The organism is Microbacterium sp. SCPM-O-B-15248 (M128) (genome assembly GCF_058214835.1).
This window is the reverse complement of sequence record NZ_JBYQLI010000007.1, coordinates 106,067-129,317: the sequence shown is the minus strand read 5'-3', so window position 1 is coordinate 129,317 and position 23,251 is coordinate 106,067. Positions and strand designations below refer to the sequence as shown.

Here is a 23,251-nt window from a genome sequence, read left to right as displayed (position 1 = left end):
TCGACAGTAGCGAACCGCGGCGCCGCGGCGCGCGCTAGGCGTCCAATCCGTTGGATCGCGATCCCGCGCCCGTGAGTTCGCCGGCCGCGCGGCGGGCCGCCGGGTCACCGAGCGCGCCCTGCCTAGGCTGTGGAGCATGAGCGAGAACGACCCGCACGCGCACGGTTCCCTGCTCTCCGGCGACGAGGTCGACCGTGCCGTCGCCCACGCCGCAGCGTTCGCCGGAACGGCGCCCGTCGCGGCGTCGGCGTTCGCGTCGCCCGAGTCCGCCCGTTTCCTCGCGTTCGCCGCCGACGGCATCCTGCGCCCCGAGGGCGCCACCGCTCCCGCCGCGGCGCTGCATCGGCTGGCCGGCCACGTGCCCGCCGCGCTGCCGTGGACGGTTCGCGGCGCTCTCCACCTGGGCGGCGCGATCGCCCCCCTCCTGCCCGCGCCGGCCGTGCCGCTCGCGCGACGGGCGCTCGCCGACTCCGTCGCGCAGATCGCGCTGGACGCGCGCGGCGACCGCCTCGGCCCCGCCCTCGAGTCGCACCGGACGGCGGGGGCGATCCCCGACGTCCGGTTGACGGCCCCCGCCGTTCTCGGCGAGACCGCCGCGCGGCACCGGCTCGACGGCATCCGCGTGCTCGCCGCCCGCGACGACGTCGAGCGCGTGTCCGTCGCCGTGCGCGAGGTCGTGACGGGACTGTCGGGGTGGGCGTTCGACGCCGACGTCGAGCACGCCGCCGAACGCCTCCTGCCGCTGTTCCTGGACGCGGCCGCGTCGGGCACGCGCGTCACCCTCGTGGTCGAGGGACGCGACGACCTCGACCTCTCCGTCGCCGTCCTCACGCGGGTGCTGGAGGAGCCGCGCTTGCGGACCGCCCTCGCCGGCATCGCGCTCCCCGTCGCCGTCCCCGAGGCGCTCGGGGCGCTGCGGGAACTCGCGGCGTGGGCGCGCGTGCGTGTCGCCGGCGGGGGAGCCGAGCTCGCCGTGCGCCTCGACGGAGACGCTCCGCTCACCGATGACGCCCTTCGTGCCGCTCGCCGCGGATGGTCCGCCCCCGCGGGGATCTCGACCGCCGAGATCGACGCGCTCACTGTCGTCGCCGCCCGCGAAGCGCTCGGCCGCCGGGCGTCCGAGGGGCTCCGCATCGAGTTCGCCACCGCTGATCCCGTGCGCGCCGGCATCGTGCGCGCCCTCGCCGAATCGGCGGAGGGGAGCATCGACCTCGCCGTTCCGCTCGGTGCCGGATGGGGCGTGGACGGGCCGCACATCGTGCTGGCCCCCGTGGTGCACCCCGACGACCTGGACGCGGTCGTCGCGTCGCTCGCCGCACGCCTCGCCCCGACAGCCGACGACGCAGAGGGTCGTACCCGCGCCGCCGCCGCGCTCGCGATGCCCGACGCTCCGGCCCTCGCGCCGCGCGCCCCGCAGCGCGGCGCCACGACCCCGACCCTCCTTCGCGAACCCGTCGCGGACGACGCCGACGAGCCCGGTCTCACGCAGGCCGTGCTCGGCATCGCCCGTGACGCCAGCCCGGGCGACACGCAGGCGCTCGGCCCCGACGTGCAGCAGATGCTCTTCGGCGGTCAGGCCTTCGTCGACACCGCCGTGTTCTCGGTGCGTGAGACGACGGAGCTCTCCGGCGCCGCACCGGGCTTCCGCAACACCGCCGCGACCGACCCCACCGTGCCCGAGGATCGGGCCTGGGCGCATGACGTCCTCGCGGCGGTCGCCGGCTCCACCGCCGGCGACGCCACCGCGGCCACCGGACGCGTGGACGATGCGGTGGGTCTGGATGCCGTGATCTCGCGGGTGCGTGAAGCCGCGGCGGAGTGGGGCAGCCGCGCCGCGACTGATCGCGCGGCGGTGATCGACGCGGCATCCCGCTCCCTGGACGCGAGTCGGGCGGCCCTCGTCGAAGTCCTCGCCTCCGAGGGGGGAGCCCTGTTCACCGAGGCGGACGCCGAGGTGTCCGCGGCGGTCGATGCCGCGGCGTACTACGCCGCCACCGTCAAGGAACTCGACCGCGTCGCCGGAGCGGTGTTCGTGCCCGATCGGCTCACGGTCGTCGCGCCGCGGTGGAACTCCTCCGTGGGACTGTGCGCGGCCGAGACGCTCGCCGCCCTCGCAGCGGGGTCGGGGGTCGTGCTCACCCCGTCGCCGCGGGCACGGCGGGCCGGTGCGGTCGTGGCCGAGGCGCTGTGGGCCGCGGGAGTTCCTCGCGACGTCCTGGCGTACGTCGACCTGAACGAAGAGGCATCCGGGCGCGCGCTCGTCGTTCATCCCGGCGTCGACCGCGTGCTGCTCGCCGGGGCGCGCACGACCGCCGAACGCTTCGTCGGATGGCGCGCCGACCTGCCGCTGCAGGCGCTCACCGCCGGTCGGAACGCGGTGATCGTGACCCCCTCGGCCGATCTCGACCGTGCGGTCGCCGACATCGTCGACGGGGCGTTCGCACGTGCCGGGCAGGCCGCGACCGCGTCGTCGCTCGTGATCCTCGTCGGTGCCGCGGGGCGGTCGACGCGGTTCCTCGAGCAGCTGAAGGATGCCGTGGGCTCACTGCGCGTGGGGCCGGCCGACGATCCACTGTCCGACGTCGGGCCGCTCGTCGAGGAGCCCTCGGGTGACGTGCGTCGGGCGCTCACGGTCCTCGCCGACGGCGAGCGGTGGCTCGTCGAGCCCCGCGAACTCGACCTCGGACCCGAGACCGCGGGCCGCTTCTGGACGCCGGGCGTGCGCACCGGGGTCCACGCCGGATCGCACCTCACCCGGGCCTCGGTCGCGGCGCCGGTGCTCGGCATCCTGCACGCCCCCACGCTCGAGCGGGCGATCGAGTTGCAGAACCTCGTCGGCTCGGGCTTCGTCGCGGGCCTGCACACCCGCGACGACGCCGACCTGGAGCTGTGGCTCGACGCCGTCGACGCCGCCGTGCTGCGCGTGAACCGTTCCACGACGGGCGCCGTCGTGCAGCGCGAGCCGCTCGGGGGCTGGGGCATGGCGGCCGTCGGGCCGGGCGCGATGTCGGGTGGCCCGAACCGTCTCGTCGCGCTCGGATCGTGGCGGCCGTCGTCGGGCGGACCCGCGTCCTCGACGCTGCATCTGCGCGGTCTCGACTCGCGCATCTCGTCGCTGATCGAGGCAGCCCAGCCCACGCTCGACTACGCCGCTTTCGAATGGCTGCGCCGGGGCGCGCTGTCGGACGCGGTCGCGTGGGACCGCGAGTTCGGCCGCGTGAAGGACGCCTCGCGCCTCGGTCTGGAGCGGAACCTCCTGCGGTACCGCCCCGTCGACGCGGCGGTGCGCGCCACCGCCGACGCCCCGTGGCACGCCGTGCTGCGCGTATTGCTCGCGGCGGTGCGCTCCGGGTCGGCCTTCAGCCTGAGCACGCCCGTCGGGCTGCCCGGTCCCGTGCGACACCTCCTCGGCGAGAGCGGCGTGCCCGTCTCGGTGGAGTCCGATGGCGAGTGGCTGCAACGTCTGGCGGGTGGCATCCCGGATGCCGAGCCCGCCGACGACGCGGTCGCCCCCACTGCCCCTCGTCCCTCGCGCGTGCGGCTCGTCGGCACGGCGGCTTCGGCCGAGAGCCTGCGCGTCGCGCTCGCCGAAGCGCTCGGTGGTGACCCCACCCTGACGGTGTACGCCGGCGAGGTCACGACGGCCGGACGCATCGAGCTGCTGCCGTTCCTGCGCGAACAGGCGGTCTCGATCGAGGCGTTCCGCTTCGGCCGCCCCGACCCCTGGAGCGCCGAGGTCATCTGACGCCGCCGCCGGTCGTACTGGCATCCAGATCACGTGATCTCGCCGAGGCGACCCGGTATGGAGCGCAACGGCGCGTGATCTCGGCCATGTCGTGTGATCTGGCGGATGCGGGCACTGGCGCGGGGTTTCGAAAACGTTTTACCGGGCGTGCGGGCGCGGATACCGTCGAAGCAACACGGAGGAGCAAAGATGACCACCGCCCGCTTGACCCTCGACGCCCGATTCCCGATCGGGGCCGTCCGCCGCCGTTTGTTCGGCGGCTTCGTCGAGCACCTCGGCCGCCACGTCTACGACGGGATCTACGAGCCCGGCCACCCCGAAGCCGACGAGCAGGGGTTCCGCCGCGACGTGCTCGAGCTCGTGCGCGAGCTGGGCGTGTCGATGATCCGCTACCCCGGCGGCAACTTCGTCTCGGGCTTCCGATGGGAGGACAGCGTCGGGCCGCGCGACGAGCGCCCGCGCCGCCTCGATCTCGCCTGGCACTCCACCGAGACCAATGAGGTGGGGCTGCACGAGTTCTCGGACTGGCTCGAGAAGGCCGGGAGCGAGCTGATGCTCGCGGTGAACCTCGGCACGCGCGGGACGCTCGAGGCGATCGACCTCCTCGAGTACAGCAACCTCCCCGGCGGGACCGCCCTGTCGCAGCAGCGGATCGACAACGGACGCGCGGCGCCGTTCGACGTGCGCGTGTGGTGCCTCGGCAACGAGATGGACGGGCCGTGGCAGCTCGGCCACCGCTCCGCCGAGGACTACGGAAAGCTCGCCGCGCAGACGGCGAAGGGCATGCGCCAGCTCGACCCGTCCATCGAGCTCGTGGTGTGCGGATCGTCGGGCGCGCAGATGCCGACGTTCGGCGAGTGGGAGCGCGTGGTGCTGACCCACACCTACGACGACGTCGACATGATCTCGTGCCACGCTTATTACCAGGAGCACGACGGTGACATCGATTCGTTCCTGGCATCCTCGGTCGACACCGATCGCTTCATCGAGGCCGTCGTCGCCACGGCCGACCACGTCGGGGCGGTGAAGGGCTCCGACAAGAGGATCGACATCTCGTTCGACGAATGGAACGTCTGGTACATCGACCGTGTCGCGTCCGAGAAGCCCACGGCCATCGACGACTGGCCCGTCGCCCCGCGACTGCTCGAGGACGTGTATTCGGCGGTGGATGCGGTCGTCTTCGGGAGCCTGATGATCTCGCTCATCGCGCACGCCGACCGCGTGGCATCCGCGTCTCTGGCCCAGCTGGTGAACGTGATCGCGCCGATCATGACGGAGCCCGGCGGGCCGGCCTGGCGGCAGACGACGTTCTACCCGTTCTCGATCACGTCCCGTCTCGCCCGCGGTGAGGCCCTGCGCGTGCAGATCGAGGCGGGCACGATCGACACGGCGAAGCACGGGACGGTCCCGGCGGTGGATGCCGTCGCGACCCACGACGCCGACACCGGTGAGGCCGCGGTCTTCCTGGTCCACCGCGGCCGGCACGAGCCCGTCGAGGTCGCGATCGACGTCACGGGCTTGGGTGACGTCGAGCTGGTCGAGACGCACGTTCTGCACGACGACGACCCGTACGCCAGCAACACCCTCGAGAACCCCGATCGCGTGCAGCCGCGCGCGCTCGAGGGCGCCCGGGTCGAGGACGGCATCCTGCGCGTGACGCTCCCCCCGATCGCCTGGGCCGCGCTGGCCCTCCGCCGCGTCGGCTGAATCGCACGAGAACGCCCCTGCCTCGCGGACTCACGCGAGGCAGGGGCGTTTCTGCGAAGGAGAAGCGTCAGGCCAACTGCGCCCGGCGCGCGTGCAGCTGGTCGAACGTCGCGAACGACTCGGCGATGGGGCTGCCGGTGAAGTGACCGACCCAGCCGTCGTCGTCGTGGAAGAAGCGCACGCTGACGTAGTGCGGTGCGGTGCCCATGTCGAACCAGTGGGTGGTGTTCGCGGGGACCGAGATGAGGTCGCCCGCCTCGCAGTAGACCGCGTGCACCTTCTCGTTCGCGTGCAGGTAGAACACGCCCGCGCCCTTCGCGAAGTAGCGGTCCTCGTCGTCGTCGTGCTTGTGCTCCGACAGGAACTTCTCGCGGAACGGGGTCTTGAGCTCGTCGTAGTCGGCCTGCGCGGGGTCGAGTGCGACGACGTCGACGAGGGTGTACCCCTCGCGCTGCTTCACCTCGTCGATCTCGGCGGTGTACAGCGCGAGCACCTCGTCCTGAGAGGCGCCGGCGGGCACGTCCTTGACGTCCCAGCGGGAGAAGCGTGCGCCGAGCTCGGCGAGAGCCGCGCGGATCTCGCCCTCGTCGGTGGTCTCCTGCACGGGCGTGCTCGGGTCGGTCTCTTTCCAGACGGTCAGGAGCGTCACGGCTCCTCCTCTCGGACGAATGCGGTCGGGACGGTTCGATTGTCTCGCCCGCGGCGGCCCGGGCGGGCGTTCCGGTCGCCGCGACCCGTAACAATCCGCAACCTCGAACGGGCCTCGGCGGGCGGCCCTGCTTGACTTCTCGACGGCCGCCGCTCCACAGCACCCGCGACGGTCCTCCTGCACCCGACCTCCTCCGAAGGGGACCCCGTGTCCGTTCGCTCCCACCGCTGGGCGGCCCTCGTCGCCACCGCCGGTATCGCCGCCCTCGCCCTCACCGGCTGCGCACAGCAGAACACCGCCGCGCCCGCCGCGACGTCCGCCCCGGTGCAGAAGGCCGAGAACCTGCCCGCCCCGTTCGACGCCGAGCCGCTGAAGGTCGCCCTCGTGCAGCAGTCCGGCGCCGGCGACTTCTTCACCGCGTGGACCGCCGGAGCCAAGGCGCAGGCCGCCGCGGTCAACATCGACCTCACCGTCTACGACGCCCGTAACGACAACGCCAAGCAGGCCTCCGACCTCGAGCAGGCGATCGCCGCCCAGCCCGACGCGATCATCGTCGACCACGGTCAGACCGACACGATCGAGCCCCGCGTGCGCGAGGCGGTGGATGCCGGCATCCCGGTCATCGTGTACGACCTGGCGCTCGAGGACACCGACGGGGTTGTCGTGACCTCGCAGTCGGATGCCTCGATGGCGCAGGGCGTCCTCGACCAGCTCGTGAAGGACAACGGCGAGGGCGCCAAGGTCGGCCTCGTCAGCGCCGAGGGCTTCGCGCCGCTCGACCGCCGCAAGAAGGTCTGGGACGAGGTCGTCGCGAAGAACGGTCTCGACCAGCTCTTCTTCACCGGCAAGGTCACCGAGTCGACCGCGACCGACAACATCCCTCTTGTCGACGCGGCCCTCAAGGCGAACCCGGGCGTGCAGGCGATCTTCGCCCCGTACGACGAGATCACCAAGGGTGTCGTCCAGGCCGTCCAGCAGAACAACCTGCAGGACAAGGTCAAGGTCTACGGCATCGACATCTCGAACGCCGACATCGAGGTCATGATCGCCGACGGCAGCCCGTGGGTCGCCACGAGCGCCACCGACCCCTCGGCCGTCGGCGCGGCCGTCGTCCGGACGCTCGCCCTGCAGCTGGCCGGCCAGCTCACCGAGACCTCGGTGCAGTTCCCCGCCGTCACGATCACGCGGGACTTCCTGCTCGACAAGGGCATCACCAACGTCGCCCAGCTGCGCGAGGCCGAGCCGTCGCTGCTGCTGACCGACACGGTGGTCGCCGACTGGCTGCCCGCCGTCTCGGGATGACCTCACCGCTCTCGCACGCCGCTCCGGCGGATGACGCCCCCGTCGTCCGCCTGAGCGGCGTCGGCGTGCGCTTCGGCACCCACCAGGTGCTCCGCGACGTCGCTCTCGCGCTGTACCCGGGCAGCATCACGGCGTTGCTGGGCACCAACGGCGCCGGCAAGTCCACCCTGATCGGCGCGATCTCTGGTGCCAACGCCGGGTACACCGGCGACATCGCCGTCGGCGGCGCGACGCTGCGCCTGACCTCGCCCGCCCGCGCTCGCCGCGCGGGTGTCGAGACCGTGCACCAGCGCATCGCCGACGGCATCGTGCCCGGCCTGAGCGTCGCCGACAACCTCGCGCTCACCGACCTCGCGACCGGGGGGCACCGTCTCGTGCGCCGGGCGGAGGCGGAACGTGTCGCCCGGTCGGCGCTCGCGCGCCTGGGCCTGTCGTGGTCCGACGAGGTCCTGCGGGCGGATGCCGCGCGCCTGGGCACCTCCGACGCCCAGCTGCTCGTGCTCGCCCGCGCCCTGCGCTCGACCCCGCGCCTCCTGATCCTCGACGAGCCCACGTCGGCGCTCACCGCGGCCGAGGCGGACCGCCTGTTCGACGTGCTGCGGGTACTGCGCGACGAGGGCCTGTCGATCCTGTTCGTCAGCCACCGCTTCGGCGAGATCGAACGGCTCGCCGACCGGATCGTCGTGCTCCGCGACGGCCGGCTCGAACTCGACGCCGGGCGCCCCTTCGACTGGCACGCGGCGCTCGAGGCGATGCTCGGCGTCCCCACCGAACTGCAGCAGCACGTCACCGAGCCGCTCCCGGCGGGCGCGGAGGTGCTTCGCGTCGACGGTGCCGTGTTGCTCCCGGGAAGCGAGCCGCTCGACCTGACCGTGGCCGCGGGCCAGGTCACCGGCATCCTGGGTCTGCTCGGCGCAGGCAAGACCGAGCTCGCCGAGCTCGTCGCGGGTGTCCGCCCGCTCGGTGAGGCCCGGCTGCAGATCGACGGCGGACAATACCGCCCGGGTTCCCCCGCCGCGGCCCAGGCCGCCGGTGTCGTGCTCGTGCCCGAGGACCGGCAGCGGCAGGGCATCCAGCCCGGCTGGTCGATCGCGCACACCGTGGGACTTCCGGTGCTGCGGCAGATCTCGCACTGGGGCGTGATGTCGTCGGCCCGCGAGCGCGCGGCCGCCGCCGACGTCATCGAGGCGTACGGGGTCGTCGCGCCGTCGGCCGAGACCCGCGTCGACGACCTGTCGGGCGGCAACCAGCAGAAGGTCGTCGTGGGCCGCTGGCTCCGCACCGACCCGCGTCTGGCCGTGCTCGACGAGCCGTTCCGCGGCGTCGACATCGGGGCGCGCCGGCGCATCGGTGACGCCGCCCGCGAGCGCGCGGCCCGGGGTGCGGCGGTCGTCGTGCTCTCGAGCGACGTCGACGAGATCCTCGATGTCGCCGACCGCATCATCGTCCTCGTGTCGGGTCGCATCGTCCTGGACACCCCCGCCGGCGTGCTCGACCGCGCACGGATCGTCGCCGCGCTGCTCGACGACCCCGGCCACCGGAAGGAAACCGCATGACCTCCGTTTCCGTTGCCGCGCGCCCCCGCGCCGGTTCTCGAATCGTGGATGCCGTCGCGAAATGGGGGTTCGTCGCCGTCACCGTGCTGCTGATCGCGTTCTTCGCCGTGACGCAGCCGGCCTTCGCCACCCCCGAGAACCTGTCCGGGATGCTGAAGTACATCGCCCCGATCGGCATCGCCGGTCTCGGCGTGACGCTCGCCATGACCGTCGGCGGCCTCGATCTCTCGGTCGGCGCCAACGCCGGGTTCGCGGTGTCGATCGCCGCGTGGACGCTCGTGATCGCGAACCAGGTGGGCGGGATCGCCGTCGGCGTCGTGCTGCTGTCGGGCGCCCTCATCGGCGCGATCAACGCGGCGCTCATCGTCTTCGCGCGCATCCCCGACCTGCTGGCGACCCTCGCGACGATGTTCACCGTCGTCGGCCTCAAGCTGATCATCGTCGACGGCAAGTCCATCTCGTCGCAAATGACCCTCGCCGACGGCACCACCGCCCCCGGACGCTTCACGCCCGACTTCCTGTGGTTCGACCGCGGCTCGATCGGCCCGATCTCGGTGCCGGTGCTGCTGTTCCTCGGCCTCACCGTCGTGCTGTGGTTCGTGCTGGACCGCACGCGGTGGGGGCGCGCGCTCGCGGCCGTCGGCTCGAACCCCGAGGCTGCGCGGCTCGCCGGTGTGCGCGTGCGCGCCTACCGTGCGGCGGCGTACATCGGCTGCGGCATCCTCGCCTCGATCGCCGGTCTCGTGCTGGCCGCCCGCATCGGGCAGGGCGATGTCTCGGCCGGCAACAGCCTGCTCCTGGATGCCGTGGCCGTCGCTCTCGTGGGCGTCTCGGTGCTCGGCATCGGGCGGCCGAACGCGTGGGGCACGGCCCTCGGCGCGGTCCTCGTGGCCGTCATGGTGACCGGGTTCTCGATGATGGGCCTGCCGTACTACATCCAGGACTTCGGGAAGGGCCTCGTGCTGCTGGTGGCCCTGCTGTTCAGCTTCACGTTCCGCCGCCGCAAGACCACCATCGTCGCCGGGAGCACCACCGCATCATGACTCTCCTCACCGATCAGCTGACCGTCGACACGGTCCCCGCGTACCTGGCAGCCCGCCCGCACCTGTCCGGCCCGGTCGACCCGGCATCCATCGTCTCCGTCGTCGAGGTCGGCGACGGCAACCTGAATCTCGTCTTCATCGTGAAGGATGCCGCCGGCAACGGCGTCGTCGTCAAGCAGTCGCTGCCGCACGTGCGCGTCGACCCGTCGTGGCCGCTCACGCGCGAGCGCGCGGCGCGCGAGGCCGTCGTGCTGGGCGTGCACGAGCGCATCGCCCCGGAGCACGTGCCGGCGTTCCACGGCTTCGACGCCGAGAACCTGGCGCTGTCGATCGAAGACCTCAGCGATCACGCCGTGTGGCGCGGAGAGCTCAACGCCGGGCGGCTGCACACGTACGCCGCCGCGCAGCTGGGCCGGTACGTCGGCGCGGTGGGCTTCGCCACGAGCGTGTTCGGCGCACCGGGGCCCGAGCGTCGGCGCGCGATCGCCGAGGCGACCAACCCCGAGCTGAGCGAGATCACCGAGGACCTGGTCTTCACCGAGCCGTACGTCGACCACGAGCACAACGGCTGGCTGCCCGCCAACGACGACGACGTGCGGGAGCTGCGCGCCGACCGCGCGTTCGTGCGCGAGATCGGCCTGGCCAAGCAGCGGTTCCAGGAGAGCACCCAGAGCCTGCTGCACGGCGACCTGCACACCGGGTCGGTGTTCGTGCGCGCCGAGGGGGAGTCGGTGCGGGCGTTCGACTCGGAGTTCGGCACGTACGGGCCGACCGGGTTCGACCTCGGCGCCGTGTGGGCGAACCTCGTGATCGCCGCGGCGCGCGCGCACGTGCTGGGCCGTTCGGCCGACGCCGAGGCGCTGCTGACGCTGCCCGTCGAGCTGGTCGATGCGTTCGAGGCGGAGTTCCGCCGCCGCTGGCCCGACCGCGTCGACCCGCGCGTGTACGGCGACGAGGTGCTCGAGCACACGCTCGCCCAGATCCGGTCGGATGCCGCGATCTACGGCGCCGCGAAGGCCGTCCGCCGCATCGTCGGCTTCTCGAAGGTCGCCGACATCCAGACGCTGCCCGAGGCCGAGCGCGCCGTCGCGGCACGGTTCGTGCTGCGGGCTGCGCGCACGCTCGGGACGGCGCGTCTCGCCGACGCCGATCCGCGTGCGCTCACCGCGCGGACGGTGGCGCTGCTCGGCTGACGCCGGGGCCCCGGGCTGGGGCTGGGCTGCGCGGAGCGCCGGGGCCGTGGCATCCCTGTGCCGTTCCGCATTGGTGGGGCGGCGCGTCGGGGTGGGGGCATCCACCGCTTCTTCGCCATACACGCTCCCTGCAGCGGGAGACGCTCTCAGCGAGCCTTTCTCGCCGCAGGGAGCATTTCTCGCGCGGTTGGCGGGAGGACGATCGAGCTGCGGGCCTGACGCTCAGTCGGTTCGGCGGCGCTCGACGAGGATCGTGTCCCGCCAGCGCCCGGCCCACGGTCCGCAGGTCATGAGCGCGATGCGCTCGCGCCGCCCGATGCGGCGGAACCCGGCGCGGTCGTGGAGTGCGAGGCTGGCGGTGTTCTCGGGGAAGATGCTGGATTGCACGGTCCAGATGCCCGCGTCGTCGGCCGCGCCGAGAAACGCGTCCAGGAGCGTCGCGCCCACGCCGCGCCCCCGCGCCCGATCCGCGACGTAGACGGAGTGCTCGACGACGCCGCGGTAGACGGCGCGGGTCGAGACCGACGACGCGGCGACCCATCCGATCACCGACGCGTCGGTGTCGACGGCGACGAGGCGGCCGATCTGCAGTCGGCCGGAATCGAACGTCGCCCAGTCGGGCGTTGCGCACTCGAACGTCGCGTTGCCGCCGTCGATACCCTCGCGGAAGATCGCCTCGACCGCCGGCCAGTCGTCGGCGGTGAGTGCCCGCACGGCGACGCGGCTCACGGCCGGAGGGCGCGCGCGGCCTGGTCGAGCGCCTCGGTGACGACGCGGTAGTACGCCCATCGGCCGCGCTGCTCGCGCGTGGCGAGCCCCGCGTCGACGAGAAGCTTCATGTGGTGCGAGACGGTCGGTTGAGACAGGCCGACCGGCTCGGTGAGATCGCAGATGCAGGCCTCGCCCTCGCCCGACGCCGCGATCAGCGACAGCAGGCGCACGCGCGTGGGATCGCCGAGCGCCTTGAAGATGCGGGCCGTGTACTCCGCCTCGTCGGGGGTGAGGACGCCGCCGGTGAGGGGCGTGCAGCACACCGCGGGGTCCGGCGCGGACAGGAGCGGGAGCGTCGTAGGCATGGGGTGATTGTCGCACGTCGTATTGACATCTGTCGATACATCGATGATCCTCGATCCATCGATGGTCGTCGATGCTCGCTGAGAAGGGATGAGGATTCCGATGGAGAACGCGTTGCCGGTGGTCGTGATCGGAGCGGGGCCCCAGGGCCTCGCCGCCGCCGCCCACCTGAGGGAGCGGAACGTACCGGCCGTCGTGCTCGAGGCCGGCTCCGGGCCCGCCGCGGCCGTGGCCGAGTGGGGTCACGTGCGGCTCTTCTCCGAATGGCCCGAACTGATCGACGCCGCCGGTGCGCGTCTCCTCGCCCCGACCGGGTGGGGCGCCCCGGCCTCGGGGTACCCGACGGGGGCGCAGTGGATCGAGAAGTACCTGGAGCCGCTGGCCGGGGCGCTGGGCGACGACATCCGCTACGGCAGCCGCGTCATCGGGGTGTCCCGGCTCGGCCGCGATCGCCTCATCGACGCCGGCCGCCGCGATCAGCCCTTCACCGTTCACGTTCAGCCCGTCGACGGTGAGGAGTACCGTCTCGCGGCCCGCGCCGTGATCGACGCCTCCGGCACCTGGTCCGCGCCGAACCCCGCCGGAGCCGACGGGCTTCCGGCCCTCGGTGAGCGTGCCGCCGCCGACCTGCTGGCGTACCGCATCCCCGACTTCCGCGACCGCGCGGGATTCGAGGGGCGGCACACGGTCGTGATCGGCTCGGGGCACTCCGCCCTGACCGCCGTTCTCGCCCTCGCGCGCATGGCGCGCCGCGACCCGGCGACCACCGTCACGTGGGCTCTGCGCCGCGCCACCACGGGGACCGCCTTCGGCGGCGGCGAGGCCGACGAGCTGCCCGCGCGCGGGGCACTCGGCATCCGGGCGAAGGAGGCGGTCGAGGCGGGGCTGGTGGACCTGGTCACGGGCTTCCGCGTCGAGCGGGTGGCGCGCGACGAGGGGCGACCCGTCCTGATCGCCGAGGACGGCCGCACGCTGACCGCCGACCGGGTCGTGGTGCTGACGGGCTTCCGTCCCGACCTGTCGTTCCTGTCGGAGCTGCGGCTGGAACTCGCCCCGACGCTCCAGGCTCCCGTGCGCATCGCCGCCGAGGTCGACCCGAACGTGCACTCGTGCGGCTCCGTCGCCGCGACGGGGGCGGTCGATCTGGCCCAGCCCGAACCCGACTTCTACCTCGTGGGCGCGAAGTCGTACGGCCGTGCGCCCACCTTCCTCGCCCTCACCGGGTACGAGCAGGTGCGCAGCGTCGTCGCCGAGCTCGCGGGCGATCACGAGGCGGCCCGCCGGGTCGAGCTCGCGCTCCCCGACACCGGGGTGTGCGGCGGGGCCGGGCTATTCGATGCCTCCGGCGTCTCGCTCGGCGGCGCGTGCTGCGCGCCCCCGGTCCTGCAGATCGGGCGGGCCCCGGCGGCGGTGTGACGCGACGAGAGGGGCGGGCCGATGCCGCCCGCCCCTCTCGTCGTATCGCGTCAGCGCGCGAGCAGCGTGCCCCGGATCTTGTCGGACACCGCTTCGCGCAGGGGTCGCACCGCGTCGGCATCCCACGACTCGGGGTTGGGGAAGGACCACTCCAGGACCTCGCCACGCGGGGTCGAGGGGAGCGCGAGGCCCGGCTTCATCAGCACCACGACGTCGGCGGTGTCGAGGTCGTCGGTGGTGACGTGGCGGGGGACGCGATCGGAGATGTCCATCCCGAGCTCGGCGACGGTGGCCGCGACGGCGGGGTTGACCTCGTCGGCGGGCGCGAGACCCGCGGAGGTGGCGGTGAAGCGATCGCCGGCGAGGTGCTCGAGGAGGGCGGCGCCCAGCTGCGAGCGGCCGGCGTTGTGCTGGCAGATGAAGAGGACGGTGGGGGTGGTGGCGGTGCTCACGGGTGTTCCTTCGGTGGTCAGGGGGCGGTGAGTCGAGGGGCGAGTTCGGTGATGCGGCGCTCCAGCTCGTCGTAGGCCGAGTCGAAGGCGTCGTCGGTGCCGGTGCGCACCGGGTCGGGGATCGACCAGTGCAGGTTGCCGGTCACGCCGATCTCTTCGTGCGCCGTGTCGCACACGGTGATGACGAAATCGGAGTCGGTGAGCACGGTGTCCAGCGCCCGCGGCGATCCGGCGGAGAGGGCGAGCGCGTGGCGCTCGGCGGTGGCCACCGCGCCCGGGGCAATCCGGTCGGCGGGGTGCGTGCCGCCGGACGCAGCGGGGATGGTGCTGCGCGTGGCCCAGAGGGCGGCGGCGAGCTGCGACCGCGCCGAGTTGGCGGTGCAGACGAACACTACGCGCTGCGCGCGTTCCGTTCTCCCGGGGGCCAGATCGGCCAGCGCCGCTTCCGTCAAGCGCACATAGCTGCGCCGACGGTCGGCCTCGGAACGCGAGCGTTCCACCATTCCCACCGATTCGAGGACGTTCAGGTGGTGCGCGACGAGGTTCGACGGCAGGCCGAGGGTGGCGCGGATCTCCGAGGGAGACAGGTCGCCCAGGGTGAGCAGATCCACGATCCGCAGGCGCGACGGATCGCCGAGGGCGGCGTGCCGAGCGGCGCGATCCTCCACGTCCGAAGTTCTCTCAACGTTCATTGCCTCAATATTGACTGATCTATCACTCCCAGGTCAAGATGAACCCGTGACTCCCACCGAATCCGTCTCCGCTCCCCGCCGGCCCTACCTTGCTCGCCGTGTGGCGGCGGAGTTCGTCGGCACGGGTCTGCTGGTCACGGTGGTCGTCGGATCCGGCATCGCCGCGCAGCGGCTCTCGCCGGACGATGTCGGGCTGCAGCTCCTCGAGAACAGCCTGGCCACCGCTCTCGGGCTGGCCGTGATCATCCTCATGCTGGGGCCGGTCTCGGGGGCGCACCTGAACCCCGTGGTGTCGGTCGCCGACTGGGTGCTCGGGCGCCGGTGGGGCACCGGCCTGCCGCTGCGCGACCTCGGTCCGTACATCGCCGCGCAGGTCCTCGGCGGTACCGCCGGGACGCTCCTCGCCGGCGTGATGTTCGACGTCGCCCCCGCCTTCTCGGCGAACGAGCGCGCCACCGGCGGCCACCTGGTGGGAGAAGTGGTGGCCACCACCGGACTCGTGCTGCTGATCTTCGCCCTCGCCCGCACCTCGACCGGGGTGACCACCGCGGCCGCGGTGGGTGCGTACATCGGTGCGGCGTACTGGTTCACCAGCTCCACCTCCTTCGCCAACCCGGCCGTGACGATCGCGCGGATGTTCACCGACACCTTCACCGGTATCGCCCCCGCGGCGGTTCCCCCGTTCGTCCTGGCGCAGTTCGCCGGCGCCGCCCTCGGACTCGCGCTCGTCGTCCTGTTCTTCCCGACCGCCGCCCGGGCCGCGGGCGAGGTCATGACCCCCGTGCACCTCGAATCCCGATCCTGAAAGGTCCTCATGCACCTCGTTGCCATCGGCGGAAGCGACGCCGGAATCTCCACCGCGCTGCGCGCCCGTGAGCTCGACCCCTCCGTCGACGTCACGGTCGTGGTCGCCGACGCGTACCCGAATTTCTCCATCTGCGGCATCCCGTACTTCTTCTCGCGGGAGGTGCAGCCCTGGCAGTCCCTGGCGCACCGCACCCACGCCGACCTCGAGGCCACGGGCATGACGCTGCGCCTGGACACCCTCGCCACCGGCATCGACGTCGCCGGCCAGACGCTCGCCGTGCGGGCCGCGGACAGCACCGAGTCGACGATTCCCTACGACGCGCTCATGGTCGGGACCGGGGCGTCGCCCGCGACCGCCGGCATCGCGGGCCTCGACGAGCTCGGACCCGACGACGGCGTGCACCTGCTGCACTCGATGGGCGACACCTTCGCGCTGGAGCGCTACCTCGACGAGCACGAGCCCCGGAGCGCGATCATCGTCGGCGCGGGGTACGTCGGTCTCGAGATGGCCGAGGCTCTCACCGTCCGGGGGCTCCACGTCACGCAGCTCCAGCGCGGGCCCGAGGTGCTGTCGACCCTCGACCCCGAGCTCGGCTCCCTCGTCCACGACGAGCTCACCCGGCACGGCGTCGACGTCCGCACCGACACCCGCGTGGCCTCGGTCGCCCGCGACAGCGGTCGTCTCACCGTCACCGGCACGCACCACGGCGAGCCCGTCGCCCACACCGCCGACCTCGTGCTGGTCGTGGTCGGGGTCCGCCCCAACACCGAGCTGCTCACCGCGGCGGGCGCCTCGACCGGCGCAGGCGGGGCGGTCGTGGTCGACGAGCAGATGCGCACGGGTGTGCCGAACGTCTGGGCCGCAGGCGACGGCGTGGTCACCCACCACCGTCTCCTCGGCGTCACGTACCTGCCGCTCGGCACCACGTCGCACAAGCAGGGCCGCGTCGCCGGCGAGAACGCGATCGGCGGCGACGCCCGGTTCGCGGGCAGCCTCGGCACGCAGGTCGTGAAGGTGTTCGACGTCGTCGCCGCGCGCACCGGCCTGCGCGACCACGAGGCCGTCGCGGCGGACTTCGCGCCCCACAGCCACACCGCGATCGCCGACGACCACAAGCGCTACTACCCGGGCGCCACCCCGATCAGCATCCGGATCACCGGCGACACCCGCGACGGGCGTCTGCTGGGCGCCCAGCTCGTCGGGACGCGCGGCGCGGAGATCTCCAAGCGCGTCGACACCTACGCCGCGGCGCTCCACCACGGCATGACGGTGGCCGAGATGAGCGACCTCGACCTGTCGTACACGCCCCCGCTCGGCTCCCCGTGGGACGCCGTGCAGATGGCGACGCAGGCGTGGGAGCGCGAGGCCCGCACGCTGACTCCGACGCGGTAGTCGTCGGGGTACCCGCGCTGCCCGCGGTCGCAGCGATAAACGCTCCCTGCATCGATGAACGCGCTCAGCGAGCGTGTCTCAGTGCAGGAAGCGTTTATCGCGCGGCTTCGCCGGCCGGGGCTTCGCGCGGTGCGGGGCGACCCGGGGATGCCGGACCTCAGCGCGTCGCGACCGCGAAACGCAGCAGCCACTCGGTGATCTCGAGGTGGCGGCGGGCCGCGGCGACGTCGGCGCCCCACGCGTACATGCCGTGGCTCGCGACGATGAGTGCGGGCACTTCGGGGACCTCCGCGGTCGCCGGGACGTAGACCTCGTCGAAGCGGGCGGCCTCGACCGCCATGTCCTGGTCGTTCCCGATGACGGGGATCGTCACGGTCTCGTCGTGGGCGCGGTGGCCGATGCCCTTGAGCATCTCCATGTCGCGGATCTCGACCCCGCCCGGCCACCGATGCCCCGCGACGACCGCGTCGAACGCGTGCACGTGGAACACCGCCCCCGCTCCCGTGCGCGCGGCGATGTGGGCGTGCAGCCCCGCTTCGGCTGAGGGCGGGCGGGGGTCGGCGGCGTCGAGGGCGTCGCCGTCGGCGCCGATGAGAACGACGTCGCGATCGGTGAGCTCGGACTTGTCCAGACCCGAGGCGGTGACCGCGAGCATCAGCGGATCGCGGTCGATCACGAGCGAGAGGTTGCCCGAGGTGCCGCGCATCCAGCCGTAGCCCGAGAAACGCGAGGCCTCGGCCGCGAGAGCGGCACCGGCCGCGCGGACGCGGTCGGCGTGCGGGAGGGTCACCGGGTGAGCCCGATCTCGTCGAAGGATGCCACCGCCGGGGCCGCGAAGTTCGCGCCGTGCCACGGCTCCCCTTCGCGGTCGAGCGCGACGACCTGCCAGCCGGCGGCGAGGGCCGCGGTCACCTCGTCGGGGTGATCGGTGAGGAACAGCGCACGCGCGGGCTCCACGCCGAGTGCCGCGGCGATGCGGTCGTACGAGCCGGACTCCTTCTTGGGGCCCGCGCTGACGGTGTCGAAGAAGTCCTCGACGAGCACGGTCAGGTCGCCCTGCGGGGCGTGGCGGAACCACGGCACCTGCGAGGCGACCGAGCCGGACGAGTAGACGGCCACACGGATGCCGTTGTCGCTCCACGCTCGCAGCCGCGTGGGCACGTCCTCGAAGAACTGCGAGTGGATCTCGCCCGCGGCGAAGCCCTCGGCCCAGATGATGCCCTGCAGGGTCTTCAGCGGCGTCGACTTGACGTCGGAGGCCATGAGTCCGCGGAGCGCCTCGGCGATCTCGGCGTCGGTGGCGTCGGCATCCAGACCGGTCTCGGCGATCGCGTCGGCGCGCGCGGCGCGCACGGTGTCGTCGTCGCGGCCGAGCACCTCGTCGAGGCGCGGACGGGCGTAGTCGTACAGGTCGCCGAGGATGAACCCTGCGGCGCTCGTGGTGCCCTCGATGTCGAGAACGACGACGTCGGCGGAGATGGCGGTCATTGGGGATCCTCGTCGGGAGAAGGGGACACGGGACGGAAGGCGACGGTGTCGGGCTGCACGGTCGCGGCGATCGGGGCGGGTTCGGCGGGGGAGCGGCGTCGGCGGAGCGCGGGTGCGGGCGCCTCGGCATCCGGATCCGTCACGAAGTGCTCGCCGACGTTCGCCGGAGCGAAGGTGCCGCGGCTCGTGGCGATGCGGGTCACCAGGCGCGGGGGAGTGACGTCGAACGCGGGATACCACGCGTCGGTCACGAGCGGACTGGCGGTCCGCCGGCCCAGTACCTCGAGCACCTCGCGGGAGTCGCGGTCCTCGATGACGATGTCGGCGCCGGTGGGGGCTCCGGGATCGGGCGCCTCGACCATCGCGAAGTACGGGATGCCGAACGCCGCCGCCGCGGCCGCGTGCGCGAGCGTGCCGACCTTGTTCACGACCGACCCGTCGAGGGCGACCCGGTCGGCCGCGGTGACGACGGCGTCGATGGGGCCGGTGCCGACGCCCCGCGGCGAGGCGAGCGCGGCGGCGGCCATGCCGTCGGTGATGAGCGTGACCTTCTGCCCGAGTTCGCGCAGCGAGTGCGCGGTGAGTCGGGCGCCCTGCAGGTAGGGGCGGGTCTCGGTCGCGACCCACTCGATCTCGCGACCGGCTTCGCGCGCCGCGGCGACGAGACCGAACAGGTAGGCGTCGGCCCAGCAGTGCGTGAGGATGCGCGGCGACTCGGGCAGCAGCGACAGCGTCGCCCGGCCCAGGCGCAGGCTCGCCTCGCGGTAGTCGCGGTCCACGGCGGTCGCGGTCTCGAGCGTCGCGGCGACGAGGGCGACGGTGTCGTCGGCGTCGCGGCCGGCGTCGAGGATGCGGGCCACCGCGTCGCGCGGGTGCGCGTTCGTCGGGCGGGCGGTCGCGAGGGCGCGGCCCGCGCGTCCGAGGGCCGTGCGCGCCTCACCCAGGGGCAGCCCGCGCGCCTGCAGGGCGGCGAGGGCCATCCCGGCGCTCGCCGCGTACAGCGGGCCCGAGCTCTGCGTCACCATGTCGCGGATCGCCGAGGCGACTTCGTCGGGGGTCGTGGCATCCACCCATTCCACCCGCGCGGGGAACACGCGGCGATCGAGGATGCGGACGACACCGGCGGATTCGTCGAGGACGACGGAGTATTCCAGGGTCGCGGTCGAGGTGGACATCGAGGTCATCCTCCCACGGGGGACTGACACGGGCCGAGTCGATGACGCCGCGCGACCGGATGCCCGAGCGATTCGGCAGGTGTCCGTTGCTGGCCCTGTGAACGACGTCACGATGCCAGCCGGCGAGTTCGTTACTTCGACGATCGAATGCCCCGGGACCTGGGGATCGGTCGGAGAGGCATATGCCCATTGCGACGCGAAGTCAGCCCCGGCGGAAGCGTGTTGAATCGCTCGGGCACGTCGGTCGGATCGGGAAGGCGAAACGAATATCGGATGAAGTGGTGATGAGCCTCAGCGTGTTCACAGCGAGGGGCACCGCAGGCGGGCGCTCTGTTCGTCGCCGCCCCCCGGGAAGGGTCGAGGTCGGGTCACGCCCGGTACCTCGCTACGCCACGTCGGTGTGCGTCGAGTACCGCCCGATGACCATCGCGATCCCCTCGCGTACGAGTTCGCTCTCGGTTTTCCCGGTCGTTGCTCTGATTGCGCTGAGTTTCTCGTAGTCGGTTTGTGGAACTCGCCCTCGCACGGTGGGAGAGGTCCCGGATGCTGCGGCGGAACGGGGCGGACGTCCGGGCTTGCGCATGGCTTCGCGGATGTTCTGCTCGTCGCCGAACTCGCGGAGAAGGAATGCGCGGCCCGCTGCGGAGGCCGCGTCGCCAGCGCGGACGTCAAGGGGGGCCGCAACAGGGCTGTCGGACTCGGAGATCCGCTCCGCCCGAGTGTCATTGCTCTCGATCATCCGGGGTTTTCCTCTCGATACCGTCTCAGCTTCGGTCCCAGACGCATGGCATGGAAGACCCGGGCTTCGGGGACTCCGCCGAAGTCTTCGACCAGGATCTCGAGTTCACGGGAGGTCTGTGCGTGCTCGGGTCCGATGTAGAGCACTACCCTCCCTCCGCGTTGCCCGGTTTCCGGAAGCGTCGCGACATAGGTCGCGTGCAGGATCGCGTAGACCTGGTCGGATTGGCTGACACCGTGCTTACGACTCGACTCCTCCCAGATCGGGCTCACGATGAGCTCGCACTCCGACAGAGAAGATCGGCCGAGATGAAATGTAGCACAATTAGCCCTTCGTGCGTCGAAGGGCTCAGTATCGGTCGGTCCGGCGGCTCGCGCAGCTGCCGTGTCGGGAGCCAGGACCGAGACGCCGCGCAGTTCACGAGTGATTTCGCCCGACAGGTGCCGCGGGCCATAAACGCTTGGCGTCTGTTCCTGCTGTCGCGCTGCGCATAATCTCAGCGCTTCACGCACCCTCCGCCCGATCCGGCCGGATGCCACTGACCCGGCGCGGATCGCCGAGGTTGCGCCCGTCGCTCGCGCGCCCACGCGCCCGCGTGAGACAATGGCCGCGGCGTGCCCGGACCGACCTTTCCCCGCACGGCGCCTCGGGTGCCGCCGGGTCGAAGGGCCACCGGGCCCAGAGGACAGCGTCCGCCGCACCTTCTCCTGAGGAGTCGAGATGTCCGCGAACACCACCGCCGCCACCGCCGAGACCGCACCGGTCGAGCGCGTGCAGCAGCACCGCCGCTACCTGATGTGCCGGCCCGAGCACTTCACCGTCAGCTACAGCATCAACCCGTGGATGGAGCCGTCGCGCCCCACCGACACCGACCTGGCCGTGCGCCAGTGGCAGGCGCTGTACGACACGTACACCGAACTCGGCCACGAGATCGAGCTCATCGACCCCGTCGAGGGACTGCCCGACATGGTCTACACGGCCAACGGCGGCTTCGTGATCGACGGCATCGCGTACGGCCCGAAGTTCCGCTTCCGCGAGCGCGCCGACGAGGCCCCCGCGTTCATCGACTGGTTCGCCGCGAACGGCTTCCAGGTCGCGGAGCCCGTCGAGGTCAACGAGGGCGAGGGCGACTTCCTGCTCGTCGGGAACACGATCCTCGCTGGCACCGGTTTCCGCTCCACCGGCGACAGCCACCGCGAGGTGGGCGAGGTCTTCTCGCGCGATGTCGTCTCGCTGACCCTCACGGACCCGCGGTTCTACCACCTCGACACCGCGATCGCGGTGCTCGATCCCGTCGAGGGCCCCGGCGCTGTCGAGAAGGCCAACATCGCGTACCTGCCGAACGCGTTCGACGAGCGCAGCCAGGCGATCCTGCGCGAGCGCTACCCCGACGCGATCCGCGTGTCGGATGCCGATGGCGCGGTGTTCGGCCTGAACTCGGCCAGCGACGGCAAGAACGTCATCATCTCGCCGCGCGCGAAGGGCTTCGAGGCGCAGCTGCGCGAGCGCGGGTACACCCCCGTGCTCGTCGACCTGTCCGAGCTGCTGCTCGGCGGCGGCGGCATCAAGTGCTGCACGCTCGAGCTGCGCGGGGGCACCCGATGAGCACCGCCGTCGACGACCTCGGCGCGCAGCTCATCGCCGCCGAGAACGCGCACGTCGCGCACAACTACCACCCGCTGCCCGTCGTCGCCGCGCGCGCCGAGGGCGTCTGGGTCACCGACGTCGAGGGCAAGCGCTACCTCGACCTGCTGTCGGCGTACTCCGCGCTGAACTTCGGGCACGGCCACCCGGCGATCCTGGCGGCCGCCCGCGAGCAGCTGGAGCGCCTGACCCTCACGAGCCGCGCCTTCCACAACGACCGGCTGGGTCCGTTCGCCACCGCACTCGCGCAGCTGTGCGGCAAAGACCTGGTGCTGCCGATGAACACCGGGGCCGAGGCGGTCGAGACCGGCATCAAGGTCGCCCGCGCGTGGGGCTACCGCTCGAAGGGCATCGCCCCGGATGCCGCGACGATCATCGTCGCGAACGGCAACTTCCACGGCCGCACCACGACCATCGTCGGCTTCAGCGACGACCCCACGGCGCACGACGACTTCGGTCCGTACGCGCCGGGCTTCGTGCACGTGCCGTACGGCGACGCGGATGCCATCGCCGCGGCGATCGACGAGAACACCGCCGCGGTGCTCATCGAGCCGATCCAGGGCGAGGCCGGCGTCGTGATTCCGCCCGAGGGGTTCCTCCGCCGGGTGCGCGAGATCTGCTCGGCGAACAACGTCCTGTTCATCGCCGACGAGATCCAATCGGGCCTCGGCCGCGTGGGCGAGACGTTCGCGTGCGACCGCGAGGGTGTCGTGCCCGACGTGTACCTCCTCGGCAAGGCCCTGGGCGGTGGCATCCTGCCCCTGTCGGCGGTCGTCGCGAACGAGGACGTCCTCGGCGTCATCCGCCCCGGCGAGCACGGCTCGACGTTCGGTGGCAACCCGCTCGCGAGCGCGGTGGGTCTGCGGGTCGTCGAGATGCTGGCATCCGGTGAGTTCCAGACCCGCGCGAAGGCGCTCGGCGAGCACCTCGCGCACGGTCTCGAGAGCCTCGTCGGACACGGCGTGACCGCCGTGCGCGTCGCCGGGCTGTGGGCGGGCGTCGACATCGACCCGGCCGTCGGCACGGGCCGCGAGATCGCCGAGAAGCTCCTGTCGCGCGGCGTGCTGGTGAAGGACACGCACGGCCAGACGATCCGCATCGCCCCGCCCCTGACGATCCGCGCGACCGAGATCGACTGGGCGATCGAGCAACTGCGCCACGCCCTGTCCTAACCGC

Annotated in this window: 20 protein-coding genes; 11 read left to right on the top strand and 9 right to left on the bottom strand. The window is 72.4% G+C overall.

The window, feature by feature from the left end:
* Positions 1-136: 136 nt before the first annotated feature.
* Together AC3E6M_RS12955 and arfA are read left to right on the top strand one after the other, a co-directional pair.
* A complete protein-coding gene (locus tag AC3E6M_RS12955; protein ID WP_490530147.1) occupies positions 137-3,745 on the top strand; it encodes a proline dehydrogenase family protein in 3,609 nt (1,202 codons plus the stop codon).
* 189 nt (positions 3,746-3,934) lie between these two features.
* A complete protein-coding gene (gene arfA / locus AC3E6M_RS12950; RefSeq protein WP_490530146.1) occupies positions 3,935-5,452 on the top strand; it encodes an arabinosylfuranosidase ArfA in 1,518 nt (505 codons plus the stop codon).
* Positions 5,453-5,519: 67 nt separating this feature from the next.
* Here arfA and AC3E6M_RS12945 read toward each other — a convergent pair whose 3' ends face one another.
* On the bottom strand, positions 5,520-6,101 hold the full coding sequence (locus AC3E6M_RS12945) for a 1,2-dihydroxy-3-keto-5-methylthiopentene dioxygenase (RefSeq protein ID WP_138176706.1): 582 nt from the start codon (positions 6,099-6,101) through the stop codon (positions 5,520-5,522).
* 207 nt (positions 6,102-6,308) lie between these two features.
* On the opposite strand from AC3E6M_RS12945, the gene AC3E6M_RS12940 reads away from it, so the two are divergent.
* From AC3E6M_RS12940 to mtnK, 4 genes are read left to right on the top strand one after another with little or no spacing between them, the layout of a single operon-like run.
* On the top strand, positions 6,309-7,403 hold the full coding sequence (locus tag AC3E6M_RS12940) for a substrate-binding domain-containing protein (protein WP_490530145.1): 1,095 nt from the start codon (positions 6,309-6,311) through the stop codon (positions 7,401-7,403).
* A complete protein-coding gene (locus AC3E6M_RS12935; protein ID WP_490530144.1) occupies positions 7,400-8,959 on the top strand; it encodes a sugar ABC transporter ATP-binding protein in 1,560 nt (519 codons plus the stop codon). The genes AC3E6M_RS12940 and AC3E6M_RS12935 overlap by 4 nt, the downstream gene beginning before the upstream one ends.
* Positions 8,956-10,002: an ABC transporter permease gene (locus tag AC3E6M_RS12930; protein WP_490530143.1), complete on the top strand. Its 1,047-nt coding sequence runs from the start codon at positions 8,956-8,958 to the stop codon at positions 10,000-10,002. The genes AC3E6M_RS12935 and AC3E6M_RS12930 overlap by 4 nt, the downstream gene beginning before the upstream one ends.
* On the top strand, positions 9,999-11,195 hold the full coding sequence (mtnK, locus tag AC3E6M_RS12925; protein WP_490530142.1) for an S-methyl-5-thioribose kinase: 1,197 nt from the start codon (positions 9,999-10,001) through the stop codon (positions 11,193-11,195). Before AC3E6M_RS12930 ends, mtnK begins: the two co-directional genes overlap by 4 nt.
* A 222-nt stretch (positions 11,196-11,417) precedes the next feature.
* Here mtnK and AC3E6M_RS12920 read toward each other — a convergent pair whose 3' ends face one another.
* Both AC3E6M_RS12920 and AC3E6M_RS12915 read right to left on the bottom strand, forming a co-directional pair.
* Positions 11,418-11,924, bottom strand: a complete 507-nt coding sequence (locus AC3E6M_RS12920; RefSeq protein WP_490530141.1) for a GNAT family N-acetyltransferase — start codon at positions 11,922-11,924, stop codon at positions 11,418-11,420.
* Positions 11,921-12,271, bottom strand: coding sequence for an ArsR/SmtB family transcription factor (locus AC3E6M_RS12915; protein ID WP_490530140.1), 351 nt, complete (start codon positions 12,269-12,271; stop codon positions 11,921-11,923). Before AC3E6M_RS12915 ends, AC3E6M_RS12920 begins: the two co-directional genes overlap by 4 nt.
* 100 nt (positions 12,272-12,371) lie before the next feature.
* Between AC3E6M_RS12915 and AC3E6M_RS12910 the strand changes: the two genes are divergently transcribed.
* On the top strand, positions 12,372-13,685 hold the full coding sequence (locus tag AC3E6M_RS12910) for an FAD-dependent oxidoreductase (RefSeq protein WP_490530203.1): 1,314 nt from the start codon (positions 12,372-12,374) through the stop codon (positions 13,683-13,685).
* Positions 13,686-13,735: 50 nt separating this feature from the next.
* On the opposite strand, the gene AC3E6M_RS12905 is transcribed toward AC3E6M_RS12910, so the two are convergent.
* Both AC3E6M_RS12905 and AC3E6M_RS12900 read right to left on the bottom strand, forming a co-directional pair.
* A complete protein-coding gene (locus tag AC3E6M_RS12905) occupies positions 13,736-14,137 on the bottom strand; it encodes an arsenate-mycothiol transferase ArsC (protein ID WP_394529657.1) in 402 nt (133 codons plus the stop codon).
* A 17-nt stretch (positions 14,138-14,154) separates the two neighbouring features.
* Positions 14,155-14,829 carry an arsenate reductase/protein-tyrosine-phosphatase family protein gene (locus tag AC3E6M_RS12900; RefSeq protein WP_138177828.1) on the bottom strand — a complete coding sequence of 225 codons (675 nt, stop codon included), beginning with the start codon at positions 14,827-14,829 and terminating at the stop codon, positions 14,155-14,157.
* A gap of 46 nt (positions 14,830-14,875) precedes the next feature.
* Between AC3E6M_RS12900 and AC3E6M_RS12895 the strand changes: the two genes are divergently transcribed.
* Positions 14,876-15,634: an aquaporin gene (locus tag AC3E6M_RS12895; RefSeq protein ID WP_490530139.1), complete on the top strand. Its 759-nt coding sequence runs from the start codon at positions 14,876-14,878 to the stop codon at positions 15,632-15,634.
* Positions 15,635-15,643: 9 nt separating this feature from the next.
* Positions 15,644-17,029, top strand: coding sequence for an FAD-dependent oxidoreductase (locus AC3E6M_RS12890; RefSeq protein WP_490530138.1), 1,386 nt, complete (start codon positions 15,644-15,646; stop codon positions 17,027-17,029).
* A gap of 157 nt (positions 17,030-17,186) precedes the next feature.
* Here the strand turns inward: AC3E6M_RS12890 and mtnB are convergent, their stop codons facing one another.
* The 4 genes from mtnB to AC3E6M_RS12870 all read right to left on the bottom strand — a co-directional run bounded on the left by mtnB (position 17,187) and on the right by AC3E6M_RS12870 (position 20,703).
* Positions 17,187-17,819 carry a methylthioribulose 1-phosphate dehydratase gene (gene mtnB, locus AC3E6M_RS12885; RefSeq protein ID WP_490530137.1) on the bottom strand — a complete coding sequence of 211 codons (633 nt, stop codon included), beginning with the start codon at positions 17,817-17,819 and terminating at the stop codon, positions 17,187-17,189.
* A complete protein-coding gene (gene mtnC, locus AC3E6M_RS12880; RefSeq protein ID WP_490530136.1) occupies positions 17,816-18,517 on the bottom strand; it encodes an acireductone synthase in 702 nt (233 codons plus the stop codon). The genes mtnB and mtnC overlap by 4 nt, the downstream gene beginning before the upstream one ends.
* Entirely contained in the window at positions 18,514-19,692 is a 1,179-nt protein-coding gene (locus AC3E6M_RS12875) for a translation initiation factor eIF-2B alpha/beta/delta subunit family protein (RefSeq protein ID WP_490530135.1), read from the bottom strand. The genes mtnC and AC3E6M_RS12875 overlap by 4 nt, the downstream gene beginning before the upstream one ends.
* 735 nt (positions 19,693-20,427) lie before the next feature.
* Entirely contained in the window at positions 20,428-20,703 is a 276-nt protein-coding gene (locus AC3E6M_RS12870; RefSeq protein ID WP_483820095.1) for a hypothetical protein, read from the bottom strand.
* Between the two features lie 448 nt (positions 20,704-21,151).
* On the opposite strand from AC3E6M_RS12870, the gene ddaH reads away from it, so the two are divergent.
* Both ddaH and rocD read left to right on the top strand, forming a co-directional pair.
* A complete protein-coding gene (gene ddaH / locus AC3E6M_RS12865) occupies positions 21,152-22,036 on the top strand; it encodes a dimethylargininase (RefSeq protein ID WP_490530134.1) in 885 nt (294 codons plus the stop codon).
* Positions 22,033-23,247: an ornithine--oxo-acid transaminase gene (rocD, locus tag AC3E6M_RS12860; RefSeq protein WP_490530133.1), complete on the top strand. Its 1,215-nt coding sequence runs from the start codon at positions 22,033-22,035 to the stop codon at positions 23,245-23,247. The genes ddaH and rocD overlap by 4 nt, the downstream gene beginning before the upstream one ends.
* Positions 23,248-23,251 lie beyond the last annotated feature (4 nt).

Excerpts from the sequence above, each read along its gene's own strand:
- AC3E6M_RS12955 (WP_490530147.1), top strand. The coding sequence starts at position 137 with ATGAGCGAGAACGACCCGCACGCGCACGGTTCCCTGCTCTCCGGCGAC.
- arfA (WP_490530146.1), top strand. The coding sequence starts at position 3,935 with ATGACCACCGCCCGCTTGACCCTCGACGCCCGATTCCCGATCGGGGCC.
- AC3E6M_RS12935 (WP_490530144.1), top strand. The coding sequence starts at position 7,400 with ATGACCTCACCGCTCTCGCACGCCGCTCCGGCGGATGACGCCCCCGTC.
- AC3E6M_RS12930 (WP_490530143.1), top strand. The coding sequence starts at position 8,956 with ATGACCTCCGTTTCCGTTGCCGCGCGCCCCCGCGCCGGTTCTCGAATC.
- mtnK (WP_490530142.1), top strand. The coding sequence starts at position 9,999 with ATGACTCTCCTCACCGATCAGCTGACCGTCGACACGGTCCCCGCGTAC.
- AC3E6M_RS12915 (WP_490530140.1), bottom strand. The coding sequence starts at position 12,271 with ATGCCTACGACGCTCCCGCTCCTGTCCGCGCCGGACCCCGCGGTGTGC.
- AC3E6M_RS12910 (WP_490530203.1), top strand. The coding sequence starts at position 12,372 with ATGGAGAACGCGTTGCCGGTGGTCGTGATCGGAGCGGGGCCCCAGGGC.
- AC3E6M_RS12900 (WP_138177828.1), bottom strand. The coding sequence starts at position 14,829 with ATGAACGTTGAGAGAACTTCGGACGTGGAGGATCGCGCCGCTCGGCAC.
- AC3E6M_RS12890 (WP_490530138.1), top strand. The coding sequence starts at position 15,644 with ATGCACCTCGTTGCCATCGGCGGAAGCGACGCCGGAATCTCCACCGCG.
- mtnC (WP_490530136.1), bottom strand. The coding sequence starts at position 18,517 with ATGACCGCCATCTCCGCCGACGTCGTCGTTCTCGACATCGAGGGCACC.
- AC3E6M_RS12875 (WP_490530135.1), bottom strand. The coding sequence starts at position 19,692 with ATGTCCACCTCGACCGCGACCCTGGAATACTCCGTCGTCCTCGACGAA.
- ddaH (WP_490530134.1), top strand. The coding sequence starts at position 21,152 with ATGTCCGCGAACACCACCGCCGCCACCGCCGAGACCGCACCGGTCGAG.
- rocD (WP_490530133.1), top strand. The coding sequence starts at position 22,033 with ATGAGCACCGCCGTCGACGACCTCGGCGCGCAGCTCATCGCCGCCGAG.